Annotated in this window: 22 protein-coding genes; 4 read left to right on the plus strand and 18 right to left on the minus strand. The window is 75.5% G+C overall.

The features are described 5' to 3' along the window. The first annotated feature begins 8 nt into the window (after positions 1-8). Both ACF1AK_RS19530 and ACF1AK_RS19535 read left to right on the plus strand, forming a co-directional pair. Complete coding sequence (locus tag ACF1AK_RS19530; protein ID WP_391500114.1) at positions 9-887, plus strand: spermidine synthase; 879 nt, start codon at positions 9-11, stop codon at positions 885-887. 121 nt (positions 888-1,008) lie between these two features. Further along, positions 1,009-1,866: a class I SAM-dependent methyltransferase gene (locus ACF1AK_RS19535; protein ID WP_391500026.1), complete on the plus strand. Its 858-nt coding sequence runs from the start codon at positions 1,009-1,011 to the stop codon at positions 1,864-1,866. Between the two features lie 151 nt (positions 1,867-2,017). On the opposite strand, the gene ACF1AK_RS19540 is transcribed toward ACF1AK_RS19535, so the two are convergent. Continuing rightward, the gene (locus ACF1AK_RS19540) at positions 2,018-2,188 is read right to left on the minus strand and encodes a hydrophobic protein (protein ID WP_391500027.1); all 171 of its coding nucleotides are present in this window, start codon (positions 2,186-2,188) and stop codon (positions 2,018-2,020) included. 156 nt (positions 2,189-2,344) lie between these two features. On the opposite strand from ACF1AK_RS19540, the gene ACF1AK_RS19545 reads away from it, so the two are divergent. Beyond that, positions 2,345-2,500: a hypothetical protein gene (locus ACF1AK_RS19545; RefSeq protein ID WP_391500028.1), complete on the plus strand. Its 156-nt coding sequence runs from the start codon at positions 2,345-2,347 to the stop codon at positions 2,498-2,500. 124 nt (positions 2,501-2,624) lie between these two features. Here ACF1AK_RS19545 and ACF1AK_RS19550 read toward each other — a convergent pair whose 3' ends face one another. The 5 genes from ACF1AK_RS19550 to ACF1AK_RS19570 all read right to left on the minus strand — a co-directional run bounded on the left by ACF1AK_RS19550 (position 2,625) and on the right by ACF1AK_RS19570 (position 7,037). Beyond that, positions 2,625-3,815 (minus strand): homoserine O-acetyltransferase, encoded by a 1,191-nt coding sequence (locus tag ACF1AK_RS19550; protein ID WP_391500115.1) that lies wholly within the window; start codon positions 3,813-3,815, stop codon positions 2,625-2,627. Then, entirely contained in the window at positions 3,812-5,173 is a 1,362-nt protein-coding gene (locus ACF1AK_RS19555) for a bifunctional o-acetylhomoserine/o-acetylserine sulfhydrylase (protein ID WP_391500029.1), read from the minus strand. The genes ACF1AK_RS19550 and ACF1AK_RS19555 overlap by 4 nt, the downstream gene beginning before the upstream one ends. A gap of 315 nt (positions 5,174-5,488) precedes the next feature. After that, a complete protein-coding gene (locus tag ACF1AK_RS19560; RefSeq protein ID WP_391500030.1) occupies positions 5,489-5,893 on the minus strand; it encodes an SsgA family sporulation/cell division regulator in 405 nt (134 codons plus the stop codon). A 209-nt stretch (positions 5,894-6,102) separates the two neighbouring features. Beyond that, entirely contained in the window at positions 6,103-6,540 is a 438-nt protein-coding gene (locus ACF1AK_RS19565; protein ID WP_391500031.1) for an ATP-binding protein, read from the minus strand. A gap of 113 nt (positions 6,541-6,653) precedes the next feature. Further along, positions 6,654-7,037 carry an STAS domain-containing protein gene (locus ACF1AK_RS19570; protein WP_391500032.1) on the minus strand — a complete coding sequence of 128 codons (384 nt, stop codon included), beginning with the start codon at positions 7,035-7,037 and terminating at the stop codon, positions 6,654-6,656. Positions 7,038-7,352: 315 nt separating this feature from the next. On the opposite strand from ACF1AK_RS19570, the gene ACF1AK_RS19575 reads away from it, so the two are divergent. Beyond that, entirely contained in the window at positions 7,353-10,985 is a 3,633-nt protein-coding gene (locus ACF1AK_RS19575; RefSeq protein ID WP_391500116.1) for a SpoIIE family protein phosphatase, read from the plus strand. Between the two features lie 93 nt (positions 10,986-11,078). On the opposite strand, the gene ACF1AK_RS19580 is transcribed toward ACF1AK_RS19575, so the two are convergent. The 12 genes from ACF1AK_RS19580 to ACF1AK_RS19635 form a co-directional block, all read right to left on the minus strand. Beyond that, positions 11,079-12,095: a YdcF family protein gene (locus ACF1AK_RS19580; protein ID WP_391500033.1), complete on the minus strand. Its 1,017-nt coding sequence runs from the start codon at positions 12,093-12,095 to the stop codon at positions 11,079-11,081. Between the two features lie 270 nt (positions 12,096-12,365). Continuing rightward, the gene (locus ACF1AK_RS19585; RefSeq protein WP_391500034.1) at positions 12,366-12,707 is read right to left on the minus strand and encodes an STAS domain-containing protein; all 342 of its coding nucleotides are present in this window, start codon (positions 12,705-12,707) and stop codon (positions 12,366-12,368) included. Then, entirely contained in the window at positions 12,704-13,762 is a 1,059-nt protein-coding gene (locus ACF1AK_RS19590) for a B12-binding domain-containing protein (RefSeq protein ID WP_391500035.1), read from the minus strand. Before ACF1AK_RS19590 ends, ACF1AK_RS19585 begins: the two co-directional genes overlap by 4 nt. Then, positions 13,759-15,450 (minus strand): PP2C family protein-serine/threonine phosphatase, encoded by a 1,692-nt coding sequence (locus ACF1AK_RS19595; protein ID WP_391500036.1) that lies wholly within the window; start codon positions 15,448-15,450, stop codon positions 13,759-13,761. Before ACF1AK_RS19595 ends, ACF1AK_RS19590 begins: the two co-directional genes overlap by 4 nt. A gap of 130 nt (positions 15,451-15,580) precedes the next feature. Continuing rightward, positions 15,581-15,946: an STAS domain-containing protein gene (locus ACF1AK_RS19600; protein WP_391500037.1), complete on the minus strand. Its 366-nt coding sequence runs from the start codon at positions 15,944-15,946 to the stop codon at positions 15,581-15,583. Between the two features lie 33 nt (positions 15,947-15,979). After that, positions 15,980-17,638, minus strand: a complete 1,659-nt coding sequence (locus ACF1AK_RS19605; protein ID WP_391500038.1) for a SpoIIE family protein phosphatase — start codon at positions 17,636-17,638, stop codon at positions 15,980-15,982. After that, on the minus strand, positions 17,635-19,437 hold the full coding sequence (locus ACF1AK_RS19610; RefSeq protein WP_391500039.1) for an ATP-binding protein: 1,803 nt from the start codon (positions 19,435-19,437) through the stop codon (positions 17,635-17,637). The genes ACF1AK_RS19605 and ACF1AK_RS19610 overlap by 4 nt, the downstream gene beginning before the upstream one ends. Beyond that, a complete protein-coding gene (locus tag ACF1AK_RS19615; RefSeq protein WP_391500040.1) occupies positions 19,434-20,669 on the minus strand; it encodes an ATP-binding SpoIIE family protein phosphatase in 1,236 nt (411 codons plus the stop codon). The genes ACF1AK_RS19610 and ACF1AK_RS19615 overlap by 4 nt, the downstream gene beginning before the upstream one ends. Next, positions 20,657-21,073 (minus strand): anti-sigma regulatory factor, encoded by a 417-nt coding sequence (locus tag ACF1AK_RS19620; RefSeq protein WP_391500041.1) that lies wholly within the window; start codon positions 21,071-21,073, stop codon positions 20,657-20,659. Before ACF1AK_RS19620 ends, ACF1AK_RS19615 begins: the two co-directional genes overlap by 13 nt. Next, a complete protein-coding gene (locus ACF1AK_RS19625; protein WP_380292005.1) occupies positions 21,070-21,450 on the minus strand; it encodes an STAS domain-containing protein in 381 nt (126 codons plus the stop codon). The genes ACF1AK_RS19620 and ACF1AK_RS19625 overlap by 4 nt, the downstream gene beginning before the upstream one ends. Then, positions 21,447-22,289, minus strand: coding sequence for an STAS domain-containing protein (locus ACF1AK_RS19630; protein WP_391500042.1), 843 nt, complete (start codon positions 22,287-22,289; stop codon positions 21,447-21,449). The genes ACF1AK_RS19625 and ACF1AK_RS19630 overlap by 4 nt, the downstream gene beginning before the upstream one ends. Positions 22,290-22,686: 397 nt before the next feature. Continuing rightward, positions 22,687-23,049, minus strand: coding sequence for a hypothetical protein (locus ACF1AK_RS19635; protein WP_391500043.1), 363 nt, complete (start codon positions 23,047-23,049; stop codon positions 22,687-22,689). Positions 23,050-23,112: the final 63 nt, after the last annotated feature.

Below are 23,112 nucleotides of genomic sequence, written 5' to 3' on the forward strand. Positions count from 1 at the left end.
TGCCCGAGATGCCCGACCCGTCCAGCCCGCCCGACGAACCCGTGCCGGTGGCGCGGCGCACCGACCTCGGGCAGGCGAAGCTGCTGCCCGACGTCGACCACGAGGGCGGGTGGCTGCTGACCCTCGACGACACCCCGCAGTCCTACGTCGACCTCGCCGACCCGACCCACCTGGAGTTCGAGTACACCCGGCGCCTCGGTCACCTGGCCGACGCGCTCGCCGAGCCCGGCCGCCCGCTGGACGCCCTCCACCTGGGCGGCGGCGCGCTGACCCTGCCCCGCTACCTGGCCGCCACCCGCCCCGGCTCGCGCCAGCGGGTGGTGGAGGTGGACGGCCCGCTGATCGCGCTGGTCGAGCAGCACCTGCCGTGGCACGGGCCCGGCGTCGACATCACCACCGAGGCCGGCGACGCCCGCGCCGCCCTCGCGGCGACGGCCACGAGCGCGCCCGGCTCGCTGGACCTCGTCGTCGCGGACGTCTTCCACGGCTCGCGCACCCCCGGGCACCTCACCTCGGTGGAGTTCCTGCGGCTGGCGGCGGCGGCGCTGCGCCCCGGCGGCTGCTACGCCGCCAACCTCGCCGACGGCCCGCCGCTGGCCTTCGCCCGCGCCCAGGCGGCGACGGTGCGCGCCGTCTTCCCGCAGGCCTGCCTGATCGCCGAGGCGCCGGTGCTGCGCGGGCGGCGCTACGGCAACATCCTGCTGGTCGGCTCGGCCGGCCCGCTGCCGGTCGCGGACCTCGCCCGCCGGCTGGCCGGGGACGTCTTCCCGGCCCGGCTCACCGAGGGTGCCGGCCTCGCGGCGTTCACCGCCCGCACGGCGCCGGTCACCGACGCCACTGCCACCGACTCCCCGCCGCCCCCGGACGGCGCCTTCGGCGTCGGCTGAGCGCGCCGCCGGGCGCCCCGGCGCGCCGGGACCGCGCGCACCCCCGTCCGTGCGCTGCCCGGTGTCAGAATCGGCGGGTCCGTGCGGGGACACCCGCCACCTCCGAGGGAGCGAGCGAGAGATGAGCAGCGTGGAGCGGCCTGAGCTGGCGGCGGTGCCCGAGACGGCGCTGTGGACGCTCTGGCAGCGGGCCGTCGAGGCCCGCCGGCCGGACGCCGTGCTGCACGACCCGAAGGCGGTGGACCTGGTCGGGCGGATCGACTACCCGTTCGCCGAGCGGTTCGGCACGAGCGGCTTCCAGTCCCGGTTCCAGGCGCTGCGGGTGGGCTGCTTCGACCGCGAGGTGGCGGACTTCCTGGCCCGCGAGCCGCGCGGCACGGTGGTCTGCCTGGGGGAGGGCCTGGAGACGCAGTACTGGCGGGTCGACAACGGCCGCGCCCGCTGGCTCACCGTCGACCTCCCCGAGATGACCGCCCTGCGCGAGCGCCTGCTGCCGCCCGGCCCGCGGCAGCGCTACCTGGCGGGCGATGCCACCGACCTGGCGTGGGCCGACGAGGTCGACCGTGACCGTGCGGTCCTGGTCACCACGCAGGGCCTGTGCATGTACCTTCCCCCGGCCCGGGTGAAGGCCCTGATCGCGGGCTGCGCGGACCGGTTCCCCGGCGGCTCCATGGTCGTGGACGCCGTACCGCGCTGGTTCGCCCGGCTCACGGTGAGCGGGAGGATGCGCACCGCCGCCTACCAGCTCCCCGCCATGCCGTGGGCGATGGACGCCGGCGAGCGCGACAAGCTCCGCACCGCGAGCCCGGCGGTGACGGCCGTCCGCGACGTCCGCCCGACGGGCGGACGCGGGCTCCTCGGTGCCCTCCTGCCGCTCGCCCTGGCCGCCCCGTGGCTGGCCGCCCACCGCCCCTCGGTCACGGTCCTCGACTTCGCCGGAGGTCCCGGACCGGCACGGCCGGGCAGCTGCACCCCCTGACAGAGCGTCGCGGCTGCGGCCTGCCGACGTTCCGGGCGCGCTCCGTCCTCGTCGCCGGACCGCCCGCGGCCCGCGCCCCCTCGCCGGGTGCGAGGGGGGCGCGGGCCGCGGACGCCGGGCGTTGCGCCCGGCCGGGTGCCGGTGGTCCGGACTACCAGCGGTACCAGCGGTGGCGGCTGCCCGAGGGGTGCGTGCCGCGGGCGACGAAGCCGAGCAGCCAGATCACGAGGACGATGACGGCGGCCCACCAGAGGATCTTCAGAGCGAAGCCCGCGCCGAAGAGGATCAGGGCCAGGAGCAGGACCAGCAGAAGGGGAACCACGGTGACCTCCAGAGTGTGTGGCCCCGCAACTGCCCGGTGGGCGCGAGGATATGCACGGGAATGTTTTCCGTGGGCCGGGGCACTCGGGCCGGCGCGGCGACGACGGAGCGAAGAGCGTGGGTCGTTGCCGTCCTGACATCCCTGGAGGCACGCGTGATGGTGTTCATGGTGTTCCTGCTCGTCCCGCCGGCGCTCGCGATGGTCCTGGTCGCGACCGGGCCCTCGGCCGTTCGTCCGCGCCGCGGGCCGACGGCCGCCGCCGTCCGGCCCGACCGGGTCCGGCAGCCGCGTCACGCCCGTGCGCCGCGCTGAACCGTCCCGGCAGCGCCCGGCCGGGAGTCACCTGCCCGGCCGCTCCCTGCCGGAGGGTCACCGGGCTGCCGCCCGGCCCGCCGGGGCCGACGGGACCCCCCCCCCGAGGCCCCCGCCGGGGTCCTCACCCGGCGCGAACGGTGGCCGACGGTTCCCGCACGTCGTCCACGAGCTCCCGGATCAGCGCCGAGACCTGGGCCGTCTCCAGCAGGAACCCGTCGTGGCCGAAGGGGGAGGAGATCACCCGGACCCGGTCGGCGGAGGGGATCCGGGCAGCGAGCTCCTCCTGCTGCGCGAGCGGGTAGAGGCGGTCGGTGTCGACTCCCGCCACCAGGGTCCGGGCGGTCACCCGGGCCAGCGCGGCCCGCGTGCCGCCGCGTCCCCGGCCCGTGTCGTGGGCGTTCATCGCCTCGGCCAGCACCGCGTAGCTGGCCGCGTCGAACCGCCGGACCAGCTTGGCGGCGTGGTGGTCCAGGTACGACTCGACCTGGTAGCGGCCGCCCGCCCGGGGGTCCTCGCCGTCCTGGGCGCGGTTGCCGAACCGGACGTCGAGCTCCTCGGCACCGCGGTAGGTGATGTGGGCGAGGCGCCGGGCGATGCCGAGGCCGGCATGCGGACCCCGTCCGGGAGCGGCGTCGTGGTAGTCGCCGCCGTTCCAGTGCGGGTCGGCACGGATCGCGTGGAGCTGGGTGACGGACCAGGCGATCTGGTCCGCGCTCGCCACCGCCGTGGAGGCGAGCACGAACAGCGCGGCGACCCGCTCCGGGTGGGAGACGGCCCATTCCAGCGCGCGCATCCCGCCCATCGAGCCGCCGACCACCAGCGCCCAGCGCTCGATGCCCAGCGCGTCGGCGAGCCCGACCTCGGCCAGCACCTGGTCGCGCTGGGTCAGCCGCGGGAAGGACCCGCCCCAGTACCGCCCGTCGGGCCGCAGCGAGGCCGGGCCGGTGCTGCCCTGGCAGCCGCCCAGGACGTTGGGTGCCACCACGAACCAGCGGTCGGTGTCGAGGGCGCGGCCCGGCCCGACCAGCGCGTCCCACCAGCCGGAGGTCGGGTGGCCGGGCCCGGCCGGCCCGGCGACGTGGCTGTCGCCGGTGAGCGCGTGCAGGACGAGGACCGCGTTGGAACGGTCGGGCGCGAGCCGCCCCCAGGTCTCGTACGCCAGCCGCACGCCCGGGAGCCGGCCGCCGGCGTCGAGCGGCAGCGGCTCCGTGCGGTCGTACCACCGGCGGCGCCCGGGCGGGTCCCCCTCCCGCCACGCACCGGTGGCGGGAGGGGGAGTCGCCTGCGGGGTGGTCCCGTCAGTGGTGTTCAGGACGCCGCCTTCGCCGCGCGGAAGCCGGCTTCGAGGTCCGCCTTGAGGTCCTCCAGGCTCTCGATGCCGACCGACAGCCGCAGCAGGCCCGGGGAGGTGCCGGTGGCGGCGAGCTGCGCCTCGTCGAGCTGGCTGTGCGTGGTCGAGGCCGGGTGGATGATGAGGCTGCGCACGTCGCCGATGTTGGCGAGGTGGCTGAAGAGCTCGACGGCGTCCACGAACCGCTTGCCCGCCTCGATGCCGCCGCGCAGCTCGAAGGAGAACACGGCCCCGGCACCGCGCGGGAGGTAGCGGCGCCCGGCCTCGTACCAGCGGTTGGAGGGCAGTCCGGCGTGGTGGACGGCGGCGACCTCGTCGCGCTGCTCCAGCCACTCGGCGAGCGCCTGGGCGTTGGACGAGTGGCGCTCCATGCGCAGGCTCAGCGTCTCCACGCCCTGCAGCAGCAGGAAGGCGGAGTGCGGCGAGATGGCCGGCCCGAGGTCGCGCAGCAGCTGGACGCGCAGCTTGACGGCGTACGCGCCGGGCCCGAGGGCGGGCCAGTAACGCAGGCCGTGGTAGCTGGCGTCCGGCTCGTTGAAGTCGGGGAAGCGGTCGGCGTGCGCACCGAAGTCGAAGGTCCCGGCGTCGACGACGACACCGCCGAGGGTGGTGCCGTGGCCGCCGAGGAACTTGGTGGCCGAGTGGACGACGACGTCGGCCCCGTGCTCGATGGGGCGCAGCAGGTAGGGGGTGGGGACGGTGTTGTCGACGATCAGCGGGATCCCGGCCTCGTGGGCGACGTCGGCGACGGCGCGGACGTCGAGGACGTTGCCGCGCGGGTTGCCGAGGGTCTCCGAGAACAGGGCCTTCGTCTCGGGCCGGATGGCGGCGCGCCAGGCGTCGACGTCGTCCGGGTCCTCGACGAAGGACACCTCGATCCCGAACTTGGGCAGGGTGTGCCGGAAGAGGTTGTACGTGCCGCCGTAGAGGGAGGCGCTGGAGACGATGTGGTCGCCGGCGCTCGCGAGGTTGAGGACGGCGAGCGTCTCGGCGGCCTGGCCGGAGGCGACCGCCACGGCGGCGACGCCTCCTTCCAGGGCGGCGATCCGCTGCTCGAAGACGTCCTGGGTGGGGTTGTGGATGCGGGTGTAGATGTTCCCGGGCTCGGCGAGCGAGAAGAGGTCGGCCGCGTGCTGGGTGTCGCGGAAGACGAACGAGCTGGTCTGGTAGATCGGGACCGCCCGGGCCCCGGTGGTGGGGTCGGGCACGGCACCGGCGTGCAGTTGCTTGGTCTCGAAGGACCAGGCGGGGGTGGTGGACCCGGCGGACCCGCCGTCGGGCGTGTGGTCGGCGGTGACGGCGTCGGTCGGCTGGCTCATGCTTCTCCTCGTACACGGATGGAGCCCGGCAGGCCGGGCTGGCGCCGTTGCGAGCGGCGGGTGCGGGGAACGGGTGTGCGGGCGCTCCGGACGGAGCGGCCACGCGGATCGCGGCTACGGCTGCGGAAGGATCACCAGGCGCCGCGTCAGCGGGCGGTGCGACAACTCATGGTCGTGACGCGCGTGTAGTCCACATGGCGCCGGGTCACGAGCATGATCATGGGTTCAGCGAACCACAGGCGCGCGGCGGACACCAACGCGTCCCACCATGCGGACAGCGCGGCGGTCCGGCGGCCCCGCGCCGGGCTCCGGGGGTCAGGCCACGAGGCGGGCGCACAGGGCGTCGAGGTCCAGCACCTCCGGCTCGGTGCCGGCCGGGACCAGCGCGAACGATTCCGCCAGGAACGCTGTCACGGCGAAGGCGGGCGCACTGATCACGGCCTCCCGCTCGGCGGTGCGCAGGATGATCAGCGTCCGCCCCGGGCCTCCCGGACGGACCCGGACGTCACCGTCGCCGGCGGGCGCGTACCGCCCCTCGGACAGCAGGTCACGCCCGAAGTACCAGTCCAGCGTGCTCCCTTCGGGGGTGCACCGGCCGAAGGACAGGCACACCCCGTACGGGAGCGACGAATCGAACCGCAGCCAGGCCCGCACGGGTACGTGGGGGAACTCGCTGAAGGGCAGGCTGACGTCGAACTGGTGGACCGTGATTCCGGGCATGCGGCAGGACCTCGCTGTCAGTGGGGGCGGCGCTGCAGGGCCGCGGCTCCCGGATACCCCCGCGCACCGCTTTCAGCGTGCTCGCGGCGGAGGAACTTCCGGGCTCCGGCCGGCGGCACCACGGGTCCTGACGGCCCGCGGGCCCGAGCCCGCGGCCGTCGCCGCCGGCACCCGCCGCTCACCGCAGACCCCCGGCGGGGCGGTGCGGCTCACAGCGGGAAGGTGACCCGGATCCGCTTGCCGCCGCCCGGCAGCGGCTTGACGTGGCAGGTCCCGGAGAGGTGCTGGACCAGCGCCCAGCCGCGGCCCCCGGGCGCCGCCGGATCACGGCGGTCGAGGGCCTCGCCCGACGGGTGGCCGTCGTGGCCGTCCTCGACGTCGACGACCAGACAGCCGAGCGCCAGGTCCAGGCGGGCTTCGAAGCCAGTCATGCCGCCGCCGTGGGTCCGGGCGTTGACGACGAGTTCGGTCACCGCGAGCTGCGCGTCCGCGAGGACGCGGTCGGTGTCCCGGGCCACGGCATGCAGCAGCCCGGCGAGATGGGCGCGCGCCTCCCTCGCGGTGCGCACGATGGGCTCGGCGCGCTCGGGGACCCGGCTGCCGGGGTTCTCCTCCGGGTGCGGGGCCAGCTCATCGGCGTGGGGCATGTGACGGCCTTTGATCAGGTGGAGCGCGGCATGGACAGGTGGTGTCACGATCGTGGGACCGGAGCGCGTCTACCCCGCAGGGCGCGGACGATCCCCGTACGGACCCACCGGCGTCATGGTGTCCCGGAGTGCGCCGGGCCGTGGCCGCCGACCGCGCGCTCGGCCGCGGTGACGCTGTCGGCGAGGGTGAAGTGCCTGTCGGTGGCCGTGATCTCCAGCAGCCTGCGCACGGCCGGCGCGAGCTGCCCCACGAGCACCATCGCACCCCCCGCCTCCTGGAGCCGCCGGTGCGCCAGGACGAGGACCCGCAGGGCGAAGGAGTCGGCGAAGGTCACCTCGGAGAGGTCGACCGCCAGCACGGCCGGCCGCTCGGCGACGGCGGCGTCCAGGCACGCGGTGAGCTCCCGGCCGGTGTCGTAGTCCAGTTCACCGCTCAGCCTGAGCACGGACGTCTTCCCCGGTCCCGGGGGACGCGCCGGGCTCCTGTCGTCGGTCATGCAATCATGCTAGCCGTACCGGATCGGGGCGGCGGAGGTGACCGCCGCCCGAAACCCCGCCCTCGTCGAGGGCCTTCCCGGCCCGCCGCCGTGGGAGGGTTCGAGGACGGCACGGGCCGTCCTGGCACGGGAGGGAGCGATTCGTTGGCCGACGCGGTCGGGCACGACGAGGTGCCCAGTCCGTTCGCCGCCGACCCGCTGGTCGGCGCGGACCTGGCGCGGGTGGACTGGTCCGCCACGCCGTTGGGGGATCCCCGGGCCTGGCCCCAGAGCCTGCGCACGGCGGTGGGCGTCCTGCTGTCCTCCCGGTTCCCCATGTGGATGGCCTGGGGGCCCGAGCTCACCTACTTCTGCAACGACGCCTACCGGCGCGACACCCTGGGCCACAAGTACCCGTGGGCGCTCGGCCGCGCCTTCGACGAGATCTGGCCGGAGATCCGGGACGCCATCCGTCCGCGCATCGACACCGTCCTGCGCGACGGCCGCTCGACCTGGGACGAGGCGCTGATGCTGCTGCTCCGGCGTGCCGGCTACGCCGAGGAGAGCTACCACACCTTCTCCTACAGCCCGTTGCGGGACGAGGACGACCGGGTGGTCGGCGTGCTGTGCGTGGTCAGCGAGGAGACCCAGCGCGTCCTGTCGGAACGGCGGATGGCGACCCTGCGCGACCTGGGCTCCGACCCCGGGGCCGTGCGCACCGAGGGGCAGTTCCTGGAGTTCAGCTCCGAGCAGCTGGCCCGCAACCCCTTCTGCCTGCCCTTCACGCTGACCTACCTCTTCCACGACGACGGAACCGCCAGGCTCGCCGCGGCCTCCGGCATCGCACCGGAGCACCCGGCCGCACAGGCCGTGATCGGGCCGGACGCGGAGCTGCCGTGGCCGGCGGCCGCGGCCCGCCGGGGCCGGACGTCGCTGGTGCCGCTGACCGGCCCTCCGTTCGGCGGACTGCCCGGCGGGGCCTGGGAGGAACCGCCGCTGGAGGCCCTGGTGGTGCCGCTGAGCGTGGCGGGCGGCGACCCGAGCGGGTTCCTGGTGACGGGGCTGAACCGCTTCCGCCTCCTGGACGACGACTACCGCGGCTTCGTCGACCTGATCGCCGGCCACCTCGCCGCCGGGATCGCGAGTGCGCGCAGCCATGAGCTCCAGCAGCGCCGCGCCCAGGAGCTGGCCGAACTCGACCGGGTGAAGAGCGCGTTCTTCTACAACATCAGCCATGAGTTCCGCACCCCGCTGACCCTCGTCAGGGGGCCGGTCGAGGAACTGAGGCGGCGGCTGGCGGACGCCGGCGAGGACGTGCGCGCGGACCTGGAGACGGCGCACCGCAACAGCCTGCGGCTCGGCAAGCTCGTCAACTCCCTGCTCGACTTCTCCCGCATCGAGGCCGGGCGCATGCCGGCCCGCCTCGAACCGGTCGACCTGGCGGCCGTCACCGCGGACCTCGCGGCGGTGTTCCGTTCCGCCGTCGAACGGTCGGGCCTGGTCCTCGACGTCGACTGCGGCCCGCTGGACAAGCCGGTCCTGGTCGACCTCGGGCTGTGGGAGAAGGTCGTGTTCAACCTGCTCGGCAACGCCCTCAAGTACACCTTCGAGGGCACGATCCGGGTCCGCACGCGCAGGGCGGGCGGCTCCGCGCGCTTGACGGTCGAGGACACCGGTGTCGGAATCCCGGCCGCCGAGCTGCCCCGGCTCTTCGAACGCTTCCACCGCGTCGAGGGGAGCCGCGCCCGGTCGCACGAGGGCAGCGGCATCGGTCTGGCCCTGGTCAGGGAACTGGTGGAACTGCACGGCGGCACCATCGCCGTCACCTCCGTACCGGAGCGGGGCACCTGCTTCACCGTCGACCTTCCGTTCGCGGCGGTGCCGCTGCCGGCCGGCGGGGCGGGGGCCCACCGGCCCGCCGGGGCCGAGCCCTTCCTGAGCGAGGTGCTGAGCTGGCTGCCCGACGAGGACGGCGGAGCCGGGGGCGAGCAGCCCCGTACGGGCGGGGCCCCCGAGGGCGGGCCGGTGCCCACCCATGTGCTGGTCGCCGACGACAACGCCGACATGCGCCGGTACCTGACCAGGATCCTGCGCGGCGCCGGCCACCGGGTCACCGCGGTCGCCGACGGCCTGCAGGCCCTGGCCGAGGCCACCCGGGACGTCCCCGAACTGGTGATCAGCGACGTGATGATGCCGGGCCTGGACGGCCTGGGCATGGTGACGAGGCTGCGCGCCGACCGGCGCACCGCAGCGGTGCCGGTCCTGCTGCTGTCCGCGCGGGCCGGAGTGGAGGCGTCCCTCGAAGGGCTCGGCTCTGGCGCGGACGACTACCTCGCCAAACCGTTCGCCGCCGCCGAACTCCTCGCCCGCGTGCGGTCGGCCGTCGCGCTGGCCAGGATGCGCAGCCGCCACGCGCGCTGGCGCACCGCCCTGATCGACTCGCTCCAGGACGCCTTCTTCGTCTGCGAGGAGAACGGCACGGTCGTCGAGATCAACGAGGCGTTCACCACCCTCCTGGGGTACGGCCCGGAAGGCCTGCCCTACGCGCCGGCCCACCCCTGGTGGCCCGCCGCCGCCGAGGACCCCGAGGCCCACCACCGGGCGGCCACCGCGTTCGCCGGCCTGACCCGCGACGGCAGCGGTCGCACCGACCTGCCCGTCCGCCGCGCCGACGGGCGCCCCCTGTGGGTCCAGGCCGCCTTCAACCGCGTCCGGGACCCCGACACCGCACGCACCGTCGTCGTCGGCACCCTGCGCGACGTCACGGCCGAGCATCACGCGATCCGGCGTGAGAGCGCCCTCGCCGCCCTGGGCGAACGGCTCGCCCGGGCCCGCAACGCCGACGAGGTCCTGGCCGACGCGGTGGACGGGCTGCGCGACCTGTGGCGGGCCCGCCAGGTGCTGGCCGTCCGCTTCACCCACGGCGGCCACGGCGCGCCGCCGCCCGAGGTCCGCGGGGCGGCCGACGGGCCCGGCCGTCCGCCGTCCGGCTGGTCGCACCTGCCGGAGGAGGAGCGGGCCCGGCTCTCCTCGCTCCTCGACGCACCGCTGCTCACACCCGTCCTCCTCCCCGGCGGAGTCGGCATCCTCCTTGAGCACCCGGCGGGTCCGCTGGTCCTGTCCGTCGACCTCGGCGGCCGGCGTCCGTTCACCGCGGAGGACGGACTGCTGCTCTCCCTGCTGGCCGGCCGCCTCGCCCAGGGCCTGACCCGGGCCCACCAGGCCGACCAGCAGCGCGAGACCGCCATCGCGCTGCAGCGCGCCATCCTCGGCCCGGCCGGCCTGCCCCCGGGCTTCGCGGCCCGCTACGAACCCGCGATCCGCCCCCTGGAGGTCGGCGGCGACTGGTACGACACGATGGCGCTGCCGGACGGGCGCATCGGCATCGTGGTCGGGGACTGCGTGGGCCGGGGGCTGGAGGCGGCCAGCGTCATGGGCCAGCTGCGCAGCGCCTGCCGGGCCCTGCTCCTCCAGAACCACGCTCCCGCCCGTGCCCTGAGCGCGCTCGACACCTTCGCCGTCACGATCCCCGGCGCCCTGTGCACCACGGTGTTCTGCGCCGTGCTCGACCCCGCGAGCGGCGCGTTGTGCTACTCCTCGGCCGGCCACCCGCCGGGCGTCCTGGCGCTCCCCGACGGCTCCACGGTCCTGCTGGAGGGCGGACGGTCGCTGCCCCTGGGCGTCCGGCCCGGGCTGCCGCGTCCCGAGGCCGGCGCGGCGCTGCCTCACGGCGCCGTTCTCCTGCTGTACACCGACGGGCTGGTCGAGCGGCGCAGCGCCCCGCTGACCGAAGGGATCGAGCGGGCCGGCCGCGCGCTCCGGGCCGGCGCGGACCTGCCGCTCGACGACCTCGCCGAGCACCTCACGGCGTCGCTGGCTCCGGCCCGCGGCTACGGGGACGACGTGGCCCTGCTGCTCTACCGTCACCGCGCCGCCGCCGCGCCGGCGCCGGACCGCGGCACGCCGTGACCCCCCGGGCAGGCGCCCGGGGGCACCGGTGGGCGGCCCCCGCACGGCGAGCGTGCCGCCGGCCCGTCGCGGCGGCGCACCGGGGCGACGGGCTCACCCGGGCCAGCGCGCCCGCAGACCTGCGGCGGCGAGCACCGTGCACACCGCCAGGTTGGCGGCCGGGTAGGTGGTGAGGACCGCGGCGAACTCCCGCAGGGCCGCCCCGGGCCGGTAGTACGCCGCGGTGGGCGCGCCGACGGCCTCGCCCCGGACGCCGGCCCGGCGCGCGGTGATGGCGGCCCGCAGGGCGTGGAAGTCATTGGTGACGACGACGCAGCGGTAGCCCGGCCGGAGCCGCTCCATCAGTGTCCTGCTGAACTCCAGGTTCTCCCGGGTGTTCGTCGAGGAACGCTCCTGCACGACGAGCCCGTCCGGCACCCCGCGCGCCAGCAGGTAGTCCGCCATCGCCTCGGCCTCCGGGACCTGTTCGTCCGAGCCCTTGCCGCCGGAGACCAGCAGGACCGGTGCCCGGCCGCGCGCCGCCTGACGGCGGAACAGCGCCAGCGCCCGCTCCAGCCGTGCCGCGAGCAGCGGCGGGACGGTGGACCCGTCGGTCAGCCCGGCGCCGAGCACGACCACGAAGTCGACCGTGCGGCGCGCCACCACCCGGTGGTAGAGCACGGCGTAGCCGACGAAGCAGGTGAGCAGGAACGAGAGGTAGCCGGCCACCAGCAGGGCCGCGGTGGCCAGGGCGCGGAACGGGCCGTTCTCGGCGACGGCCGCGGCCGCCAGCAGGCCGAGCGCCCCCAGGACGGCGGTTCCGGCCAGCAGCGCGAGCAGGTTGGCCGGCCGGGCGCCTTCCCTGCGGATCGTCCGGACCCCGTTGAGCAGCAGGAAGGCCGCGACGGCCACCGCGCACAGCGGGACGGCGACCACGATGCCGCCGGTGACCGCCCGGCCCAGGGGGTGCGGGAACCGGCCGAGTCCGACCAGCGCGCCGAGCAGCAGCAGGAGCGTGCACGAGCCCAGCAGGACGCCGTTCCCGAGGCGGCGCCGGTCACCCCGGAAACGCCGCCGGAAGACCAGGAGGGCGACGCCGGCCGCCAGGAAGTACGGGACGGAGGAGGTCATGACGCCACCCCGGCGGGTTCACGGACCGCGAGGCGGGCGCCGGCCGCCGGCCGCTTCACCCGCTCCGGCACCCTCCTCGCCGCCGCGGCCCTCCGGCCGCCCGTCCGCGCCCGCGCTGCGGCCGTCACCCTGCCTCCCTCGACGTGGTCCGTCCGGCGTCCGGCCGGAAGCTGCCGGACGACTGCCCGGCCGGCGGCGGACCATGCCTCTCCCCGCAGGGAGGGCGTCCGGGTGACCGCCGCGGACCGCCTGCCGGCCCTTCCCGGGTGGTCAGGCCTCGCCGGCGGTCAGGTGGTCCCGGACGTCGGTGAGGGTGAGGATGCGCTCCAGGATCCTGGGCCGGTTGTCCAGGCGCAGGACCGCGCCGAACTCGGCGGTGCGGCGGTGGACCATGATCAGTGCGGAGAGTCCCGAGGAGTCGATCCAGGTCATCCCCCGGAAGTCCAGGCGGACCTCGCGCAGCGCCGGCCCGTGGTCGGCGAGCTGTCGCGTCACGGTGTCGAGGAACTCGTCGCACGTGTCGTAGTCCAGCTCGCCCGCCACCCCGACGCTCAGCGTCGGGGGAGTGGCGTGGACGGTGACGGCGAAGTCGGCCGGCGACGGCCCGGTCATGAGCGGGGCCCCGGGGCGGGGCGGGTGCGCAGCGCCTCGCCGCCGCGCCGGAGCAGGCCGAGGGCACGGGGGAAGTCGCGCAGCTGTCCCGCGAGCAGGGCCACGGCGGCGGCGAGGGACTGCGCCGGCACCTTGCGGACGGCGAGGACGTCGGCTGTCCAGAGGAGGAAGTCGGTGAAGACCTCCGCGTCGTCGACGTAGAGGGCGGCGGTCAGGAAGTCCACGATGTGGGCGATGTCCTCGGCCGTGCGTTCCCGCTGGTCGTCGTCGTAGGCGCCGACGGCCGGGACGCGGCCCTCCAGATCGGCCAGGGTCTGTTTGACCAGGCGCGACCGCGTCTGGCTGACCAGGGTGAACTCCTGGTCGGACAGGTGCGGCAGGTCGTCGATGACGTGGCGGACCGCCGCGGGCGAGGGCCGGGTGAGTCCGGCCTCCAGGACGGCGGCCGTGCTGCGGGCGTCCGGCGCCCAGCGGTCGGCGCCCAGGGCGCGGGCGTGGCGGCCGTCGGCTCCGAAGGCGCGCCCGCCGGCCATGACGGGGACGCCCACGGCCTGGCAGGCGGTGATGGCGGTGTGGGCGGCGGGCAGGTGGACGGGAAGCGAACCGGACAGCAGGACGGCGTCCGGGTCGGTGTGGTGCAGATGGGCGATCAGGTGTGCGGTGGGGGTCTGCGCCCCGAGGAAGTCCACCCGCCAGCCCCGCAGACGCAGCGTCTCGGCGAGCAGCCGCGCGGGGAAGGCGTGCCACTCGCCGTCGACGCAGCTCACCGTGACGCGCCCGCGGGGGGCCGGGACCCGTTCCGCGGGGCGGCGGTGGGCCAGCGCGGCCACGGCCCGTTCGTTGATGGCGGTGGCGGCGTGCTCCTGGGCGACGGTGAGGCGGTCGGCCGCCCACTCCGCGCCGACCCGGTGCTGCACCGGTGCGATCACGTCCAGCAGCAGGGACTCCTCGTCCAGGCCGCCCTCCAGCGCGGCACGGAGCAGCTCGACGGCGGCGTACTCGTCACCGTCGACCACCGCCGACCACAGGGCGGTCTGCACGTCCGCAGCCCTCACCGGTGGTGTCCCCTTCCGCTGCCGGACCCGGCCGGTTCGCCGCCCCCGGCGGACGTGCCGCCCCCGCCGGGCGCCCCCGTCCGCGGTGCGCTGATGGCCACGGCGGCCATGTCGTCGTGGCGCCCGCCTCCCAGCCACTGCGCGGCGAGCATCTGCACCCGCTCCAGCACGGCCTCGGCCGGGATGCCCGCGCATTCGGCGAGCGCCTTCCCGAGCCGGCGCTCGCCGAACTGCTCGTCGCCCAGCAGCCCGCCGCGGGCCTCGGTGAAGCCGTCGGTGTACAGCAGGCAGGTGTCCCCGGGGTCCAGGACGGTGTGCACGGTGTGCGTCCGCATGGCCGGGAGCACGCCGACCAGCGTGCCGCGCGTGGCCACCTCCTCCACCCGGCCGTCGGCCCGGACGATCAGCGGCGGCGGATGCCCGGCGGAGGTGAGCCTCAGCCGCACCTGGCCGTCGTGGCGTCCGACCGAGGCCAGCACGAGGGTGGCGAAGCGGGTGTGGCCGGAGGTCAGCAGGGCGCCGTTGAGCAGTTCCAGGACCCGGTGGTGGTCGTCGGCCAGGGGGAGGAGGGCGTGCAGGGTGTTGCGGATCTTGCCGGTCAGCACCGCGGCCTCCAGGCCCTTGCCGGCGACGTCGCCGAGCACGACCAGGGTCTCCCGGTCGGGGTCGGCACCGGGGTGGACGTCGTAGAAGTCGCCGCCGATGCGCTCGTGGGCCTTGGAGGTGCGGTAGCTGCCGGCGTAGTCCACGCCGTGCACCCGGTGCAGCGAGGGCGGCAGCAGCTCCTGCATCAGGGTGGCGGTGACCGCGGCCTGCTCCGTGTAGAGGCGGGCGGCCGAGAGCGCCGCCCCGGCCCGGGCGGCGAACAGCCGGGCGAAGACCTCCTCGCCCTCGGTGAAGGCCTGCTCGGTGCTGGAGCGCAGCAGGATCAGCGCGCCGGCGGGCACCCCGTGCCCGGGCAGCGGGGTGACGATCACCGAGCCGACCGCTCCGGTGAAGCCGTCGGGCACCACCCAGTCCGGCAGGGCGGCGGGATCGATCCAGCGCGCGGGCACCGGGGGGAAGCCCCGGAGGGCCTCGCCCAGTCCGGGAACGTCGCCCGGATCGATCGGCCGGCCGGTGCGCACGGCCGGGCCGCCCCGCAGGGCGTGGGTCAGCGGGTACCGCCGGCCCTGGGCCGGGGCGATGAGGACGGCGGCCTCCGCCAGGTGCTCGGCGGCCATGCCCGCGGCGAGTTCCATGCACCGCGGCACGTTCAGCGTCGACAGCAGGATCGAGGAGACCTCGGCCAGGATCCCGGACCGTTCCCGTGCGTCGCGCAGGGCCTCCTGGGCCAGCCGGCGGTCGGTGTCGTCGACCAGCCACCACACCACGTCACCGTCGGCCGAGGCCGTCGGGTGGGCTTCGTAGACCCGGTCCCCGATCCTCCCGGAGAGCGGGCCGGCGCCCGCATCGTGCGAGCCCTCGACGACGCGCCCGTGCGCCTCGGCCAGCCAGGCGGGTGCGTCCTCCGCCAGCCGGTGGCCGCCCTCCGCACCCGGCAGGAGGCCTCGGCCGGCCCGGTTGACGCTCACGAGCGTTCCGTGCCGGTCGACGACCAGCACGGGATGGGGGGCTTCGCCCCAGGTCGAGCCGACCCTGCGGTCGGCGTCGGACGGGTGGGCGGAGGAACCGCGGACAACAGACACAGAGGGAAGGCACGCGCCGGTGCGCACCCCACCGCCTTCCCGTTCTGGGGGACCGGAGAAACTTGCCGTTCGCAACCGTTCCGTATTCGTGCCGATGATGCAAGCCGATGCCGTGGACCGGGCCGCCCCGTCAGCCGGCGCCCGGGTCCGGACGCAGCGCCCCGGCGGCCTCCTCGACCGTGTCGTAGCTGGTCAGGAGGGCCTCGACGCCGATCATGGCGAGCAGCTGGCTGACGTCCGCCGTGGTGCCGACCAGGGCGAGCGAGGTGCCGGACTCCTGGGTCCGCCGGAGCAGGAACAGCAGCTCGGCCATGCCCATGGAGTCGCAGAACCGCAGGCGCGCGAGGTCGAGGATCAGCGGCCGGGCCTCGGGGGTCCGCTCCAGTGTGCGGTGCAGCCGTGGCGCGGTGTGGTAGTCGAGTTCGCCGGCGAGTGCGATGACGGTCGCCCCGACGGGGTGGGTGCGGACCTCGATGGTCAGGGTGTAGTCGGGCACTCGTGCTCCGTGCGGGGAGAGGGGGCGAACCGGTCAGTGGAGGTGGGCGATCAGCAGGGCGACGTCGTCGGCCTGCGCCTTGGCGAAGGAGGAGAGCAGCAGGTCGCCGGTGGCGTCCGGATCGCCGGGGGCGTCGGCGAAGGCCTCCCGCAGGGCCGTCAGGCCGGCTTCGAGGTGCTCCCCGGGGACCTCGACGAGGCCGTCGGTCACCAGCAGGAGGGTGCTGCCGGGGGGCGTGGCGTGCGTGGTGGCCGGTGGCTGGCGCATGTCGAGGCCGAGCAGGATGCCGTGCTCGGTCAGGTAGCGGGTCGTTCCGTCGGGCAGTTTCAGCAGCGGAGGCAGGTGGCCCGCGTTGGCGACGTGGACGCGCCGCCGGTCGGGTTCGATCAGCACCAGGCAGACGGTGACGGTGGTGCCGGGCCGGAGCTGGACGATCAGGGAGTCCAGGCGTTCCAGCAGGGTTCGCGGGTCGTGCCCCTCGGTCGCGTAGGCGCGCAGCGCGTGACGGATCTCGCCCATGGCCATCGCGGCCTCCAGGGAGTGCCCGGCGACGTCGCCGATGGCGAGCAGCAGCCCGGCGGGGGTCGCGACGGCCTCGTAGAAGTCGCCGCCGATCTCGCTGTGGGCGGAGGCGGGCTCGTACCGGACCGCCAGCTCGACACCGGGGACGACGGGCAGCCGGCTGGGGAGGAAGCTGCGCTGCAGGGTGAGGGCGAGGGCGTGCTCCTCGGCCTGGCTGCGCATGGCTTCGAGGGCGAGGGCGGTGGCCTGGGTGAGCTGGGAGAGCAGCCGGCGTTCGTCCAGTCCGTCGACGGCGCCGGCGTCCACGGCCAGCGCCACCAGCGGTCGGCCCGGCTTCGTCCGGGCGACGACGAGGGCCACGGGTCCGGCGCACAGGTGTTCGTCCGGGAGGTCGTGGTCGGCGAGCGCCCTGCGCCACTCGTCGGCGGAGAGCACCGCGGTGTCGGTGCCGGTGGCGTCACCGAGGGTGTGGTGGGCGAGGGTGTCGAGCAGCGCGGGCGGGGCGTCCAGGAGGCGGACCGGCCGGTCGCCGTCCGCCGGCACGGCCGCTCCCTCGGGGACCGGCGGACGGTGGGCGAGGTGGAGCGTGTTGCGCCCGGGGCCCTGGACGACGACGGTGGCGTGCAGCGCGGCGAGGTCGATGGCGCCGAGCGCGGCGGTGCCGACGAGGGCGTCGGCGTCCGCGGCGCCGTAGAGGGCGAGGGTGCTGCGATGGAGCGCGGCGACCCGCGCGGCCAGTCGCTCGGCCCGCCGCCGGGCGCGGGCGTACCGCAGGACGGCGGTGACGGTGGCCTGCAGCTCCGCGGGGTCGATGGGCTCGGTCAGATAGGCGTCCGCACCCCGGTGCAGGCCCTGGGTCCGGTCGCTGGCCTGGATCGCGGTGGCCGAGATGTGGATGACGGGCGTCGCCTCGGTGCGCGGCCGGCCCTTGATCCGCTCGCACACCTCGAAGCCGGTCATGTCTGGCAACTGGACGTCGATGATGGCGAGTTCGGGCAGGGAGGCGGCGGGGGTCCGGTCCAGGAGGGCCAGCGCCTCGGTGCCGTCCCGCGCCTCGGTGACGCTGTGCCCGGCTCGGCGCAGCCAACTGCCGACGATGTAGCGGGTGGTGTCGTTGTCGTCGAGGACCAGGACGGAGGCGGGCTCGGCGTCCGGGGTGCTGTGGGTCACGGACCGTCCTCGGGCAGGGTGGGGCGTGGCGGTGGCGGTGGTGGTGCCGGTCGTCCGGCGGTCAGGGCGGCGGCGAGACGGCCGCTGGTCAGGGTGGGTTTGTGGAGGACGGCCCGCGCGTGGGCGAGCCGGGCGCGGTCGGCCGCGTGGAGCGTGGCGGAGGTGACGACGACGACGGGGATCCGCCGCAGCTCGGGGTCGGCGTGCAGCCCGGCGAGGACGTCGTAGCCGTCGACGTCGTCCATGTGCAGGTCGAGGACGATCCCGTCCGGCCGCTGCTGCCGGACGACGGCGAGCGCGCTGCGGCCGTCGGCGACCTCGACGACGGTGTCGGCGATCTCGTGCAGCAGTGGCCCGACGACGGCCCGGAACGCCGGGTCGTCGTCGACGGTGACGAGGACGGGCAGACGGGTGGTGGTCCGCGGCTCGTCGGCGGGCGGGCGGAGCGGAAGGCGGACGGTGATGGTCGTGCCGCGGCCGGGTTCGCTCTCCAGGCGCAGGGTGCCGCCCAGCAGTTCGGTGAGGCGTCTGGCGTAGGGCAGCCCCAGGCCGGTTCCCGGCCTTCCCCGCTGGTGCTGCCCCTTGACCTGGTAGAACTCCTCGAAGACGCGTCCCTGCTGGTCGGCCGGGATGCCGACACCGGTGTCGGAGACGGTCAGGACCAGGTGACCGGGGCCGGCGCCGGCGGGGCCGCCCTCGACGGCGGAGTCCAGCCGGACGGATCCCGTCTCGGTGAACTTGAGGGCATTGGAGAGCAGGTTGCGCAGGATGCGGACGAGCATCGTCTCGTCGCCGAGCACCGGGGCGACGACCGCGGGCGGTGCGATGACCAGCGCCACGCCGGGCCGGGCCAGCCCGCGCAGGGTGCCCTCCAGGTGCGCGAGCACCGCCCGGAGGTCCAGCGGCGCCCAGGCGGGTTCGAGGTTCCCCGACTCCGCCTTGGCGACGTCCAGGAGCTCGTCCACCAGGGCGAGCAGGGTGCGGCCGGAGTCGGCGATCAGGGAGAGCTGGTGGCGGCGCGTGCCGTCCGGCGTGTCCGGGGCGCCGAGGAGCAGCCCGGCCAGTCCGACGACCGCGTTCACGGGCGTGCGCAGCTCGTGGCTGACGTTGGCCCAGAACCGCGTCTTCGCCTCGCTGGCCTCGCGCAGCTGACGGGACTTCTCGTCGAGTTCGGCGTACAGGGCGACGACACCGCGGTTGGTCTCCTCCAGCTCCTCGGACAGTTCCGAGTAGAGCGCGAGGACACCGCGGTTGGTCTCCTCCAGCTCGCCGTTGAGCCGCTGGAGCTCCTCGCGCTGGGCCCGGGTCTGCTCCAGCGCCGCGATCAGGTCGCGGGTCTGCGCCTGCGCGTCCTCCGAGGCGGTCGACCCGCCGTGGGCCTGGAGCAGGCGCCGGGCCCGCCCGTGCCGGGCGAGGACCTCGTCGGCGGCCACCGCCAGCCGCTGCTCGACGCGCACCCGGCCGCTCTCGGCGCTCCCCGTGCGGGTGGTCGGCAGCAGCCGCGCGGAGGCCTCCAGCGCCTCGGCGCAGGGACCCGGGCCGCCGCTCCAGGCGAGGGTCACCCGGAGGGTGGGCTGCGGATCGGGCCGGAGCTCGAAGTCGGCGCTCAGCGTGCCCGAGCCGAGCAGGTCGCGGCTGAGTTCGCTCAGGGCGGTGGCGAGCCGGATGGCGTCCTGGCCCTCGGCGCCCAGGAGTTCGGCGACGGCCTTGGCGCTGCGGCGCAGGGCGAAGGTCTCCTGGACGCTGGTGATCACCACCCCGGCCAGGTGGACGGGCGCGTACCGCGGCGGGGCGTTCACCAGCGCCCCTTCGCCACGACCACGCCCGCGTCGTCCCGGCGGACCCCGGCCTCGCGCAGCAGCAGTGCGGCGGCCGTGGCGGGCAGGTGGGACAGCAGCCCGGGGATGGCCGGGGCCTGCCAACGCGCCGTCAGCCCGTCGGAGTGCAGCACCACCGCGCTGCCGGGCGGGAGGTCGTACCGGATGCCGTGCAGGCTGGGCAGCTGGTGGCCGACGATGCCCGGGGTGGACGGCAGCGCGCGCCGGGCGCCGGTGGCGGGGTCGACGACGAACGTGCTGACGTTGCCCACGCCGCAGAAGCTCAGCCGTCGTACGGCGGGCTCGACCAGGGCGACGGCGACCGCACCGCCCCGGCCCCCGCGCAGCGCGCGGTGGATGTCGGCGAGCACGGCCTCCGGGGTCTGTGCGGAGCTGCCGCGGAAGGCCGTGACGGCGTCGGAGGCCGCCCGGAAGGCCAGCGGGCCGTGGCCCAGCCCGTCGCAGAACATCAGCAGGAACGCGCCGGCCGCGCCGGTGGCGCAGCCGGGCGCGGGGGAGGGGTCCGCCGGTGCGCTCCGGGGGAGGGCGGACGACCCGGGAACGGGCGCCGCTCCCGGCCGGGGACCGCGGCCGGCCAGCGTCGACCAGTCCAGCCGGGCACCGGGAGCCGGCCGCTCCCCGGGCCGCGGCTGCGGCGCGGGGGCGGCGACCGGTGCCACGGCGCGGGCGGCCCAGGCGTCCCCGCAGACGTCCTGACCGCTCATCGGCCGGGTGATGCCCGCCGCGACGGGCTCTCCCGCCGCGGCGGCCCGCCGCCCGGCGGGCGTGCGGTTCCAGAACCGCGCCGTCAGCACGGTGCCCCGCTCCGGCAGCGAGTGGACGTCGAAGGCGTCGGCGAGCCGGGCGATGGCTCCCAGACCGATGCCGAGCGTGCCGCCGGAGGAGTAGCCGTCGGACATCGCGACCGGCACGTCCGGCATGCCGGGGCCGCTGTCCACGGTGAGGAACTCCACCGCCGCCTCGGTCTCGGTGCGCACGACGCGCAGCAGCAGGGCGCCGTCCACCGCGTGCCGGCGCAGGTTGGTCGCCGCCTCGCTGACCGCCAGCCCGACCTCGGCGGCGCGGTCCGGCAGCAGCCCGATCCGGCGGGCCAGTTCCCCGGCCGTGCTGCGCGCCGCCGCCGGGAGGGACTCGGCATGGCGGAACCAGGCCGAGTCCTCGCACTCGTACAGGGCGGTGTTCAGCGTGCCCATCGGGTCACCGACACCCTCGTACCGGCGCCGGCCTCGCTCACGAGGTCGAAGTCGTCCACCAGCCGGCGGGCGCCGCTCAGCCCCAGGCCCAGGCCGCCGCCGGACGTCCAGCCGTCCGTCAGCGCCAGGTCCAGATCGGGGATGCCCGGCCCGCTGTCCTCGAAGTCCGCCCGCACGCCGCGCCGCCCGTCCCGGTGGACCACGGCGCAGCGCATCAGGCCGCCGCCGCCGTAGACGAGGGTGTTGCGCGCCAGTTCGCTGGCGGCGGTGACGAGCTTCGTCTGGTCGACGAGCGAGAGCCCGCACTGCTGAGCGAAGGTCCGGACCGTCTGCCGGGCCCGCACGACGTCGTCGTTGGACACGATGCGAACCGTGTGTTCCTCTCCCGCACCGGGCGCGCTCACGGGCGGCGGCCCGCACGCGCGGTGCGGTCACGTTCGAGGAGCGCCAGGCCCTTCTCCAGGGTGAGCGCGGTGCGCACGCCTCCCAGCGAGAGCCCCAGTTCGACCAGGGTGATCGCCACGGCCGGGCGCATGCCGACCACCACGGTCTCGGCGTCGAGCATCCGGGAGATCGCCGCGGTGTTGGCCAGCATCCGCCCCACGAAGGAGTCGACGATCTCCAGCGCCGTGATGTCGATGACGACACCGTCGGCGCCGGTGGCGACGATGCGTTCGGCGAGGTCGTCCTGGAGGTCGAGGACGGTCTGGTCCTCCAGGTCGATCTGGATCGAGACGAGCAGGACGTTGCCGAGCTTCAGGACGGGGACGCGGTCGGTCACTTGTCGCCGCCGGCCGCGGACCGCTGCACGCCGCTGAGCTGGAGGACGTGCCGCAGCGCGTCGGCCAGGGTCGCCTTGGTGACGATGTCGCCGAACTGGACGCCCAGGCCGACGAGGGTCTGGGCGATCTGCGGCCGGATGCCCGAGATCGTGCACTCCGCGCCCATCAGCCGCGCGGCGACCACGGTCTTCAGCAGGTGCTGCGCCACCTCGGTGTCCACGGCCGGGACGCCGGTGATGTCGATGATGGCGAACTCCGATCCGGAGTCGACCAGGCTCTGCAGCAGCTTCTCCATCACGACCTGGGTGCGTGCCGAGTCGAGGGTGCCGACGAGCGGGACGGCCACCACGCCCTCCCAGAGCTTGACCACCGGGGTGGAGAGCTCCAGCAGCTGCTCCGCCTGGGCGCTGATGATCTCCTCGCGGGTGCGTGCGTAGGCCTCGATGGTGAACAGCCCCAGTGCGTCGAGCAGGCGCGTCAGCTGGAGGTAGGCCGTGATGTCCTCGGCGGAGCTGCCCGTGGTGGGGACCAGGACGTCCTTGCAGGCGAACACGCTGGTGGCCGTCTCGCCAGGGGTGAAACCGTGCCGGGCGCGGTTGCGCGAGAGCTCCACCAGCAGGGCGCGCACCTCGGAGAACCCTTCGCCCTCCCAGTCCAGTCCGGCCTGCTCGACGGCCTGGACCAGGCCGCGGGAGAGCTCCGTCAGCTCGCGCTGCACCTCGGCCCGGCTGATCCGGCCCCGCAGGGTCGCGGCGACCGCCTCCACCCACTGGTCCAGCACCGTGTCGTCCCGGGTCAGCAGCTCCACGAGCCGGTCGGACGATTCCTTCACCGCCATGAGGGCGTTCTCCTTGATCGCTGGCTCCCCCCGCCCCGGAAGCCTCGGCCGTCGCGCCATGCGCCCGGCCCGATGAGGACCGGTCAGCCGGGTCCGGGGCCGCGGGGCGTGCGGCGACCGGGTCGGCGGCCCTCGGTTGCCCCGAACACGGCAGGGCATGCACCCGCGTGCAAACCTTTTCGTCCGGGACCCGACGCCGGGGCGGGCCCCGCCCTCGGGGGACCCGGTCCTCGCCGCGCGCCGCTGCCGGCCGCGGCCGGAGAACCGTGGCCGGGCCGACGCCTCCCCGCCCGGGCTGTGGCGCCGTGCGGGCCTGCCGGTCCGCCGGCACGGGGGCCCTGCCGGGCGTGCCGGCGTCGCCGGGGCGGGATCCGCGCGCTCCCGCCCCGGCGAGGTGTCACTGGTCCGTGTAGCTGAGGTCGCCCACCGTCCAGCTGCTGATGTCCGCGATGGCGATGCGGTACATGCCTCCGCTGTGGGGCAGCCCGTAGCTGCCCTGCAGGATGCGGGCGACGTGCAGGTGCAGGTGGGTCGGCCGGGCGGGGGGCGAGGTGGCGGGCTGCGAGAACAGGGCGGCGAAGGGCTTCAGGTGGTCGGAGGCCGAGAGGACTTCGCCGACCCGCTCGTGCCACAGGCGCTGCGGCGCCAGGCGTCCGGTGATGACCGCGCCCGGAACGACCACGGTCAGGGGCATCTGGTTGCTGTGCTCGGACTCCACCATCGCGGCGATCTCGACGAGCAGTGCATCAGGGTTCGACATGCTCCCGAAGGATAGTTCCGGCCGCGGCCCGAGTGCACGACCGCCCTGCACCGACTCCGGCCG

The organism is Kitasatospora sp. NPDC015120 (assembly GCF_043080305.1).
In the GTDB taxonomy this organism is placed as follows: Bacteria; Actinomycetota; Actinomycetes; order Streptomycetales; family Streptomycetaceae; genus Kitasatospora.

Bases quoted from the DNA above. Each gene is read 5' to 3' on its own strand.
- ACF1AK_RS19580 (WP_391500033.1), bottom strand. From the start codon at position 12,095: ATGACCTCCTCCGTCCCGTACTTCCTGGCGGCCGGCGTCGCCCTCCTG.
- ACF1AK_RS19630 (WP_391500042.1), bottom strand. From the start codon at position 22,289: ATGGCGGTGAAGGAATCGTCCGACCGGCTCGTGGAGCTGCTGACCCGG.
- ACF1AK_RS19530 (WP_391500114.1), top strand. From the start codon at position 9: ATGCCCGACCCGTCCAGCCCGCCCGACGAACCCGTGCCGGTGGCGCGG.
- ACF1AK_RS19570 (WP_391500032.1), bottom strand. From the start codon at position 7,037: ATGACCGACGACAGGAGCCCGGCGCGTCCCCCGGGACCGGGGAAGACG.
- ACF1AK_RS19575 (WP_391500116.1), top strand. From the start codon at position 7,353: ATGTGGATGGCCTGGGGGCCCGAGCTCACCTACTTCTGCAACGACGCC.
- ACF1AK_RS19565 (WP_391500031.1), bottom strand. From the start codon at position 6,540: ATGCCCCACGCCGATGAGCTGGCCCCGCACCCGGAGGAGAACCCCGGC.
- ACF1AK_RS19585 (WP_391500034.1), bottom strand. From the start codon at position 12,707: ATGACCGGGCCGTCGCCGGCCGACTTCGCCGTCACCGTCCACGCCACT.
- ACF1AK_RS19545 (WP_391500028.1), top strand. From the start codon at position 2,345: ATGGTGTTCATGGTGTTCCTGCTCGTCCCGCCGGCGCTCGCGATGGTC.
- ACF1AK_RS19560 (WP_391500030.1), bottom strand. From the start codon at position 5,893: ATGCCCGGAATCACGGTCCACCAGTTCGACGTCAGCCTGCCCTTCAGC.
- ACF1AK_RS19535 (WP_391500026.1), top strand. From the start codon at position 1,009: ATGAGCAGCGTGGAGCGGCCTGAGCTGGCGGCGGTGCCCGAGACGGCG.
- ACF1AK_RS19615 (WP_391500040.1), bottom strand. From the start codon at position 20,669: ATGGGCACGCTGAACACCGCCCTGTACGAGTGCGAGGACTCGGCCTGG.
- ACF1AK_RS19555 (WP_391500029.1), bottom strand. From the start codon at position 5,173: ATGAGCCAGCCGACCGACGCCGTCACCGCCGACCACACGCCCGACGGC.
- ACF1AK_RS19635 (WP_391500043.1), bottom strand. From the start codon at position 23,049: ATGTCGAACCCTGATGCACTGCTCGTCGAGATCGCCGCGATGGTGGAG.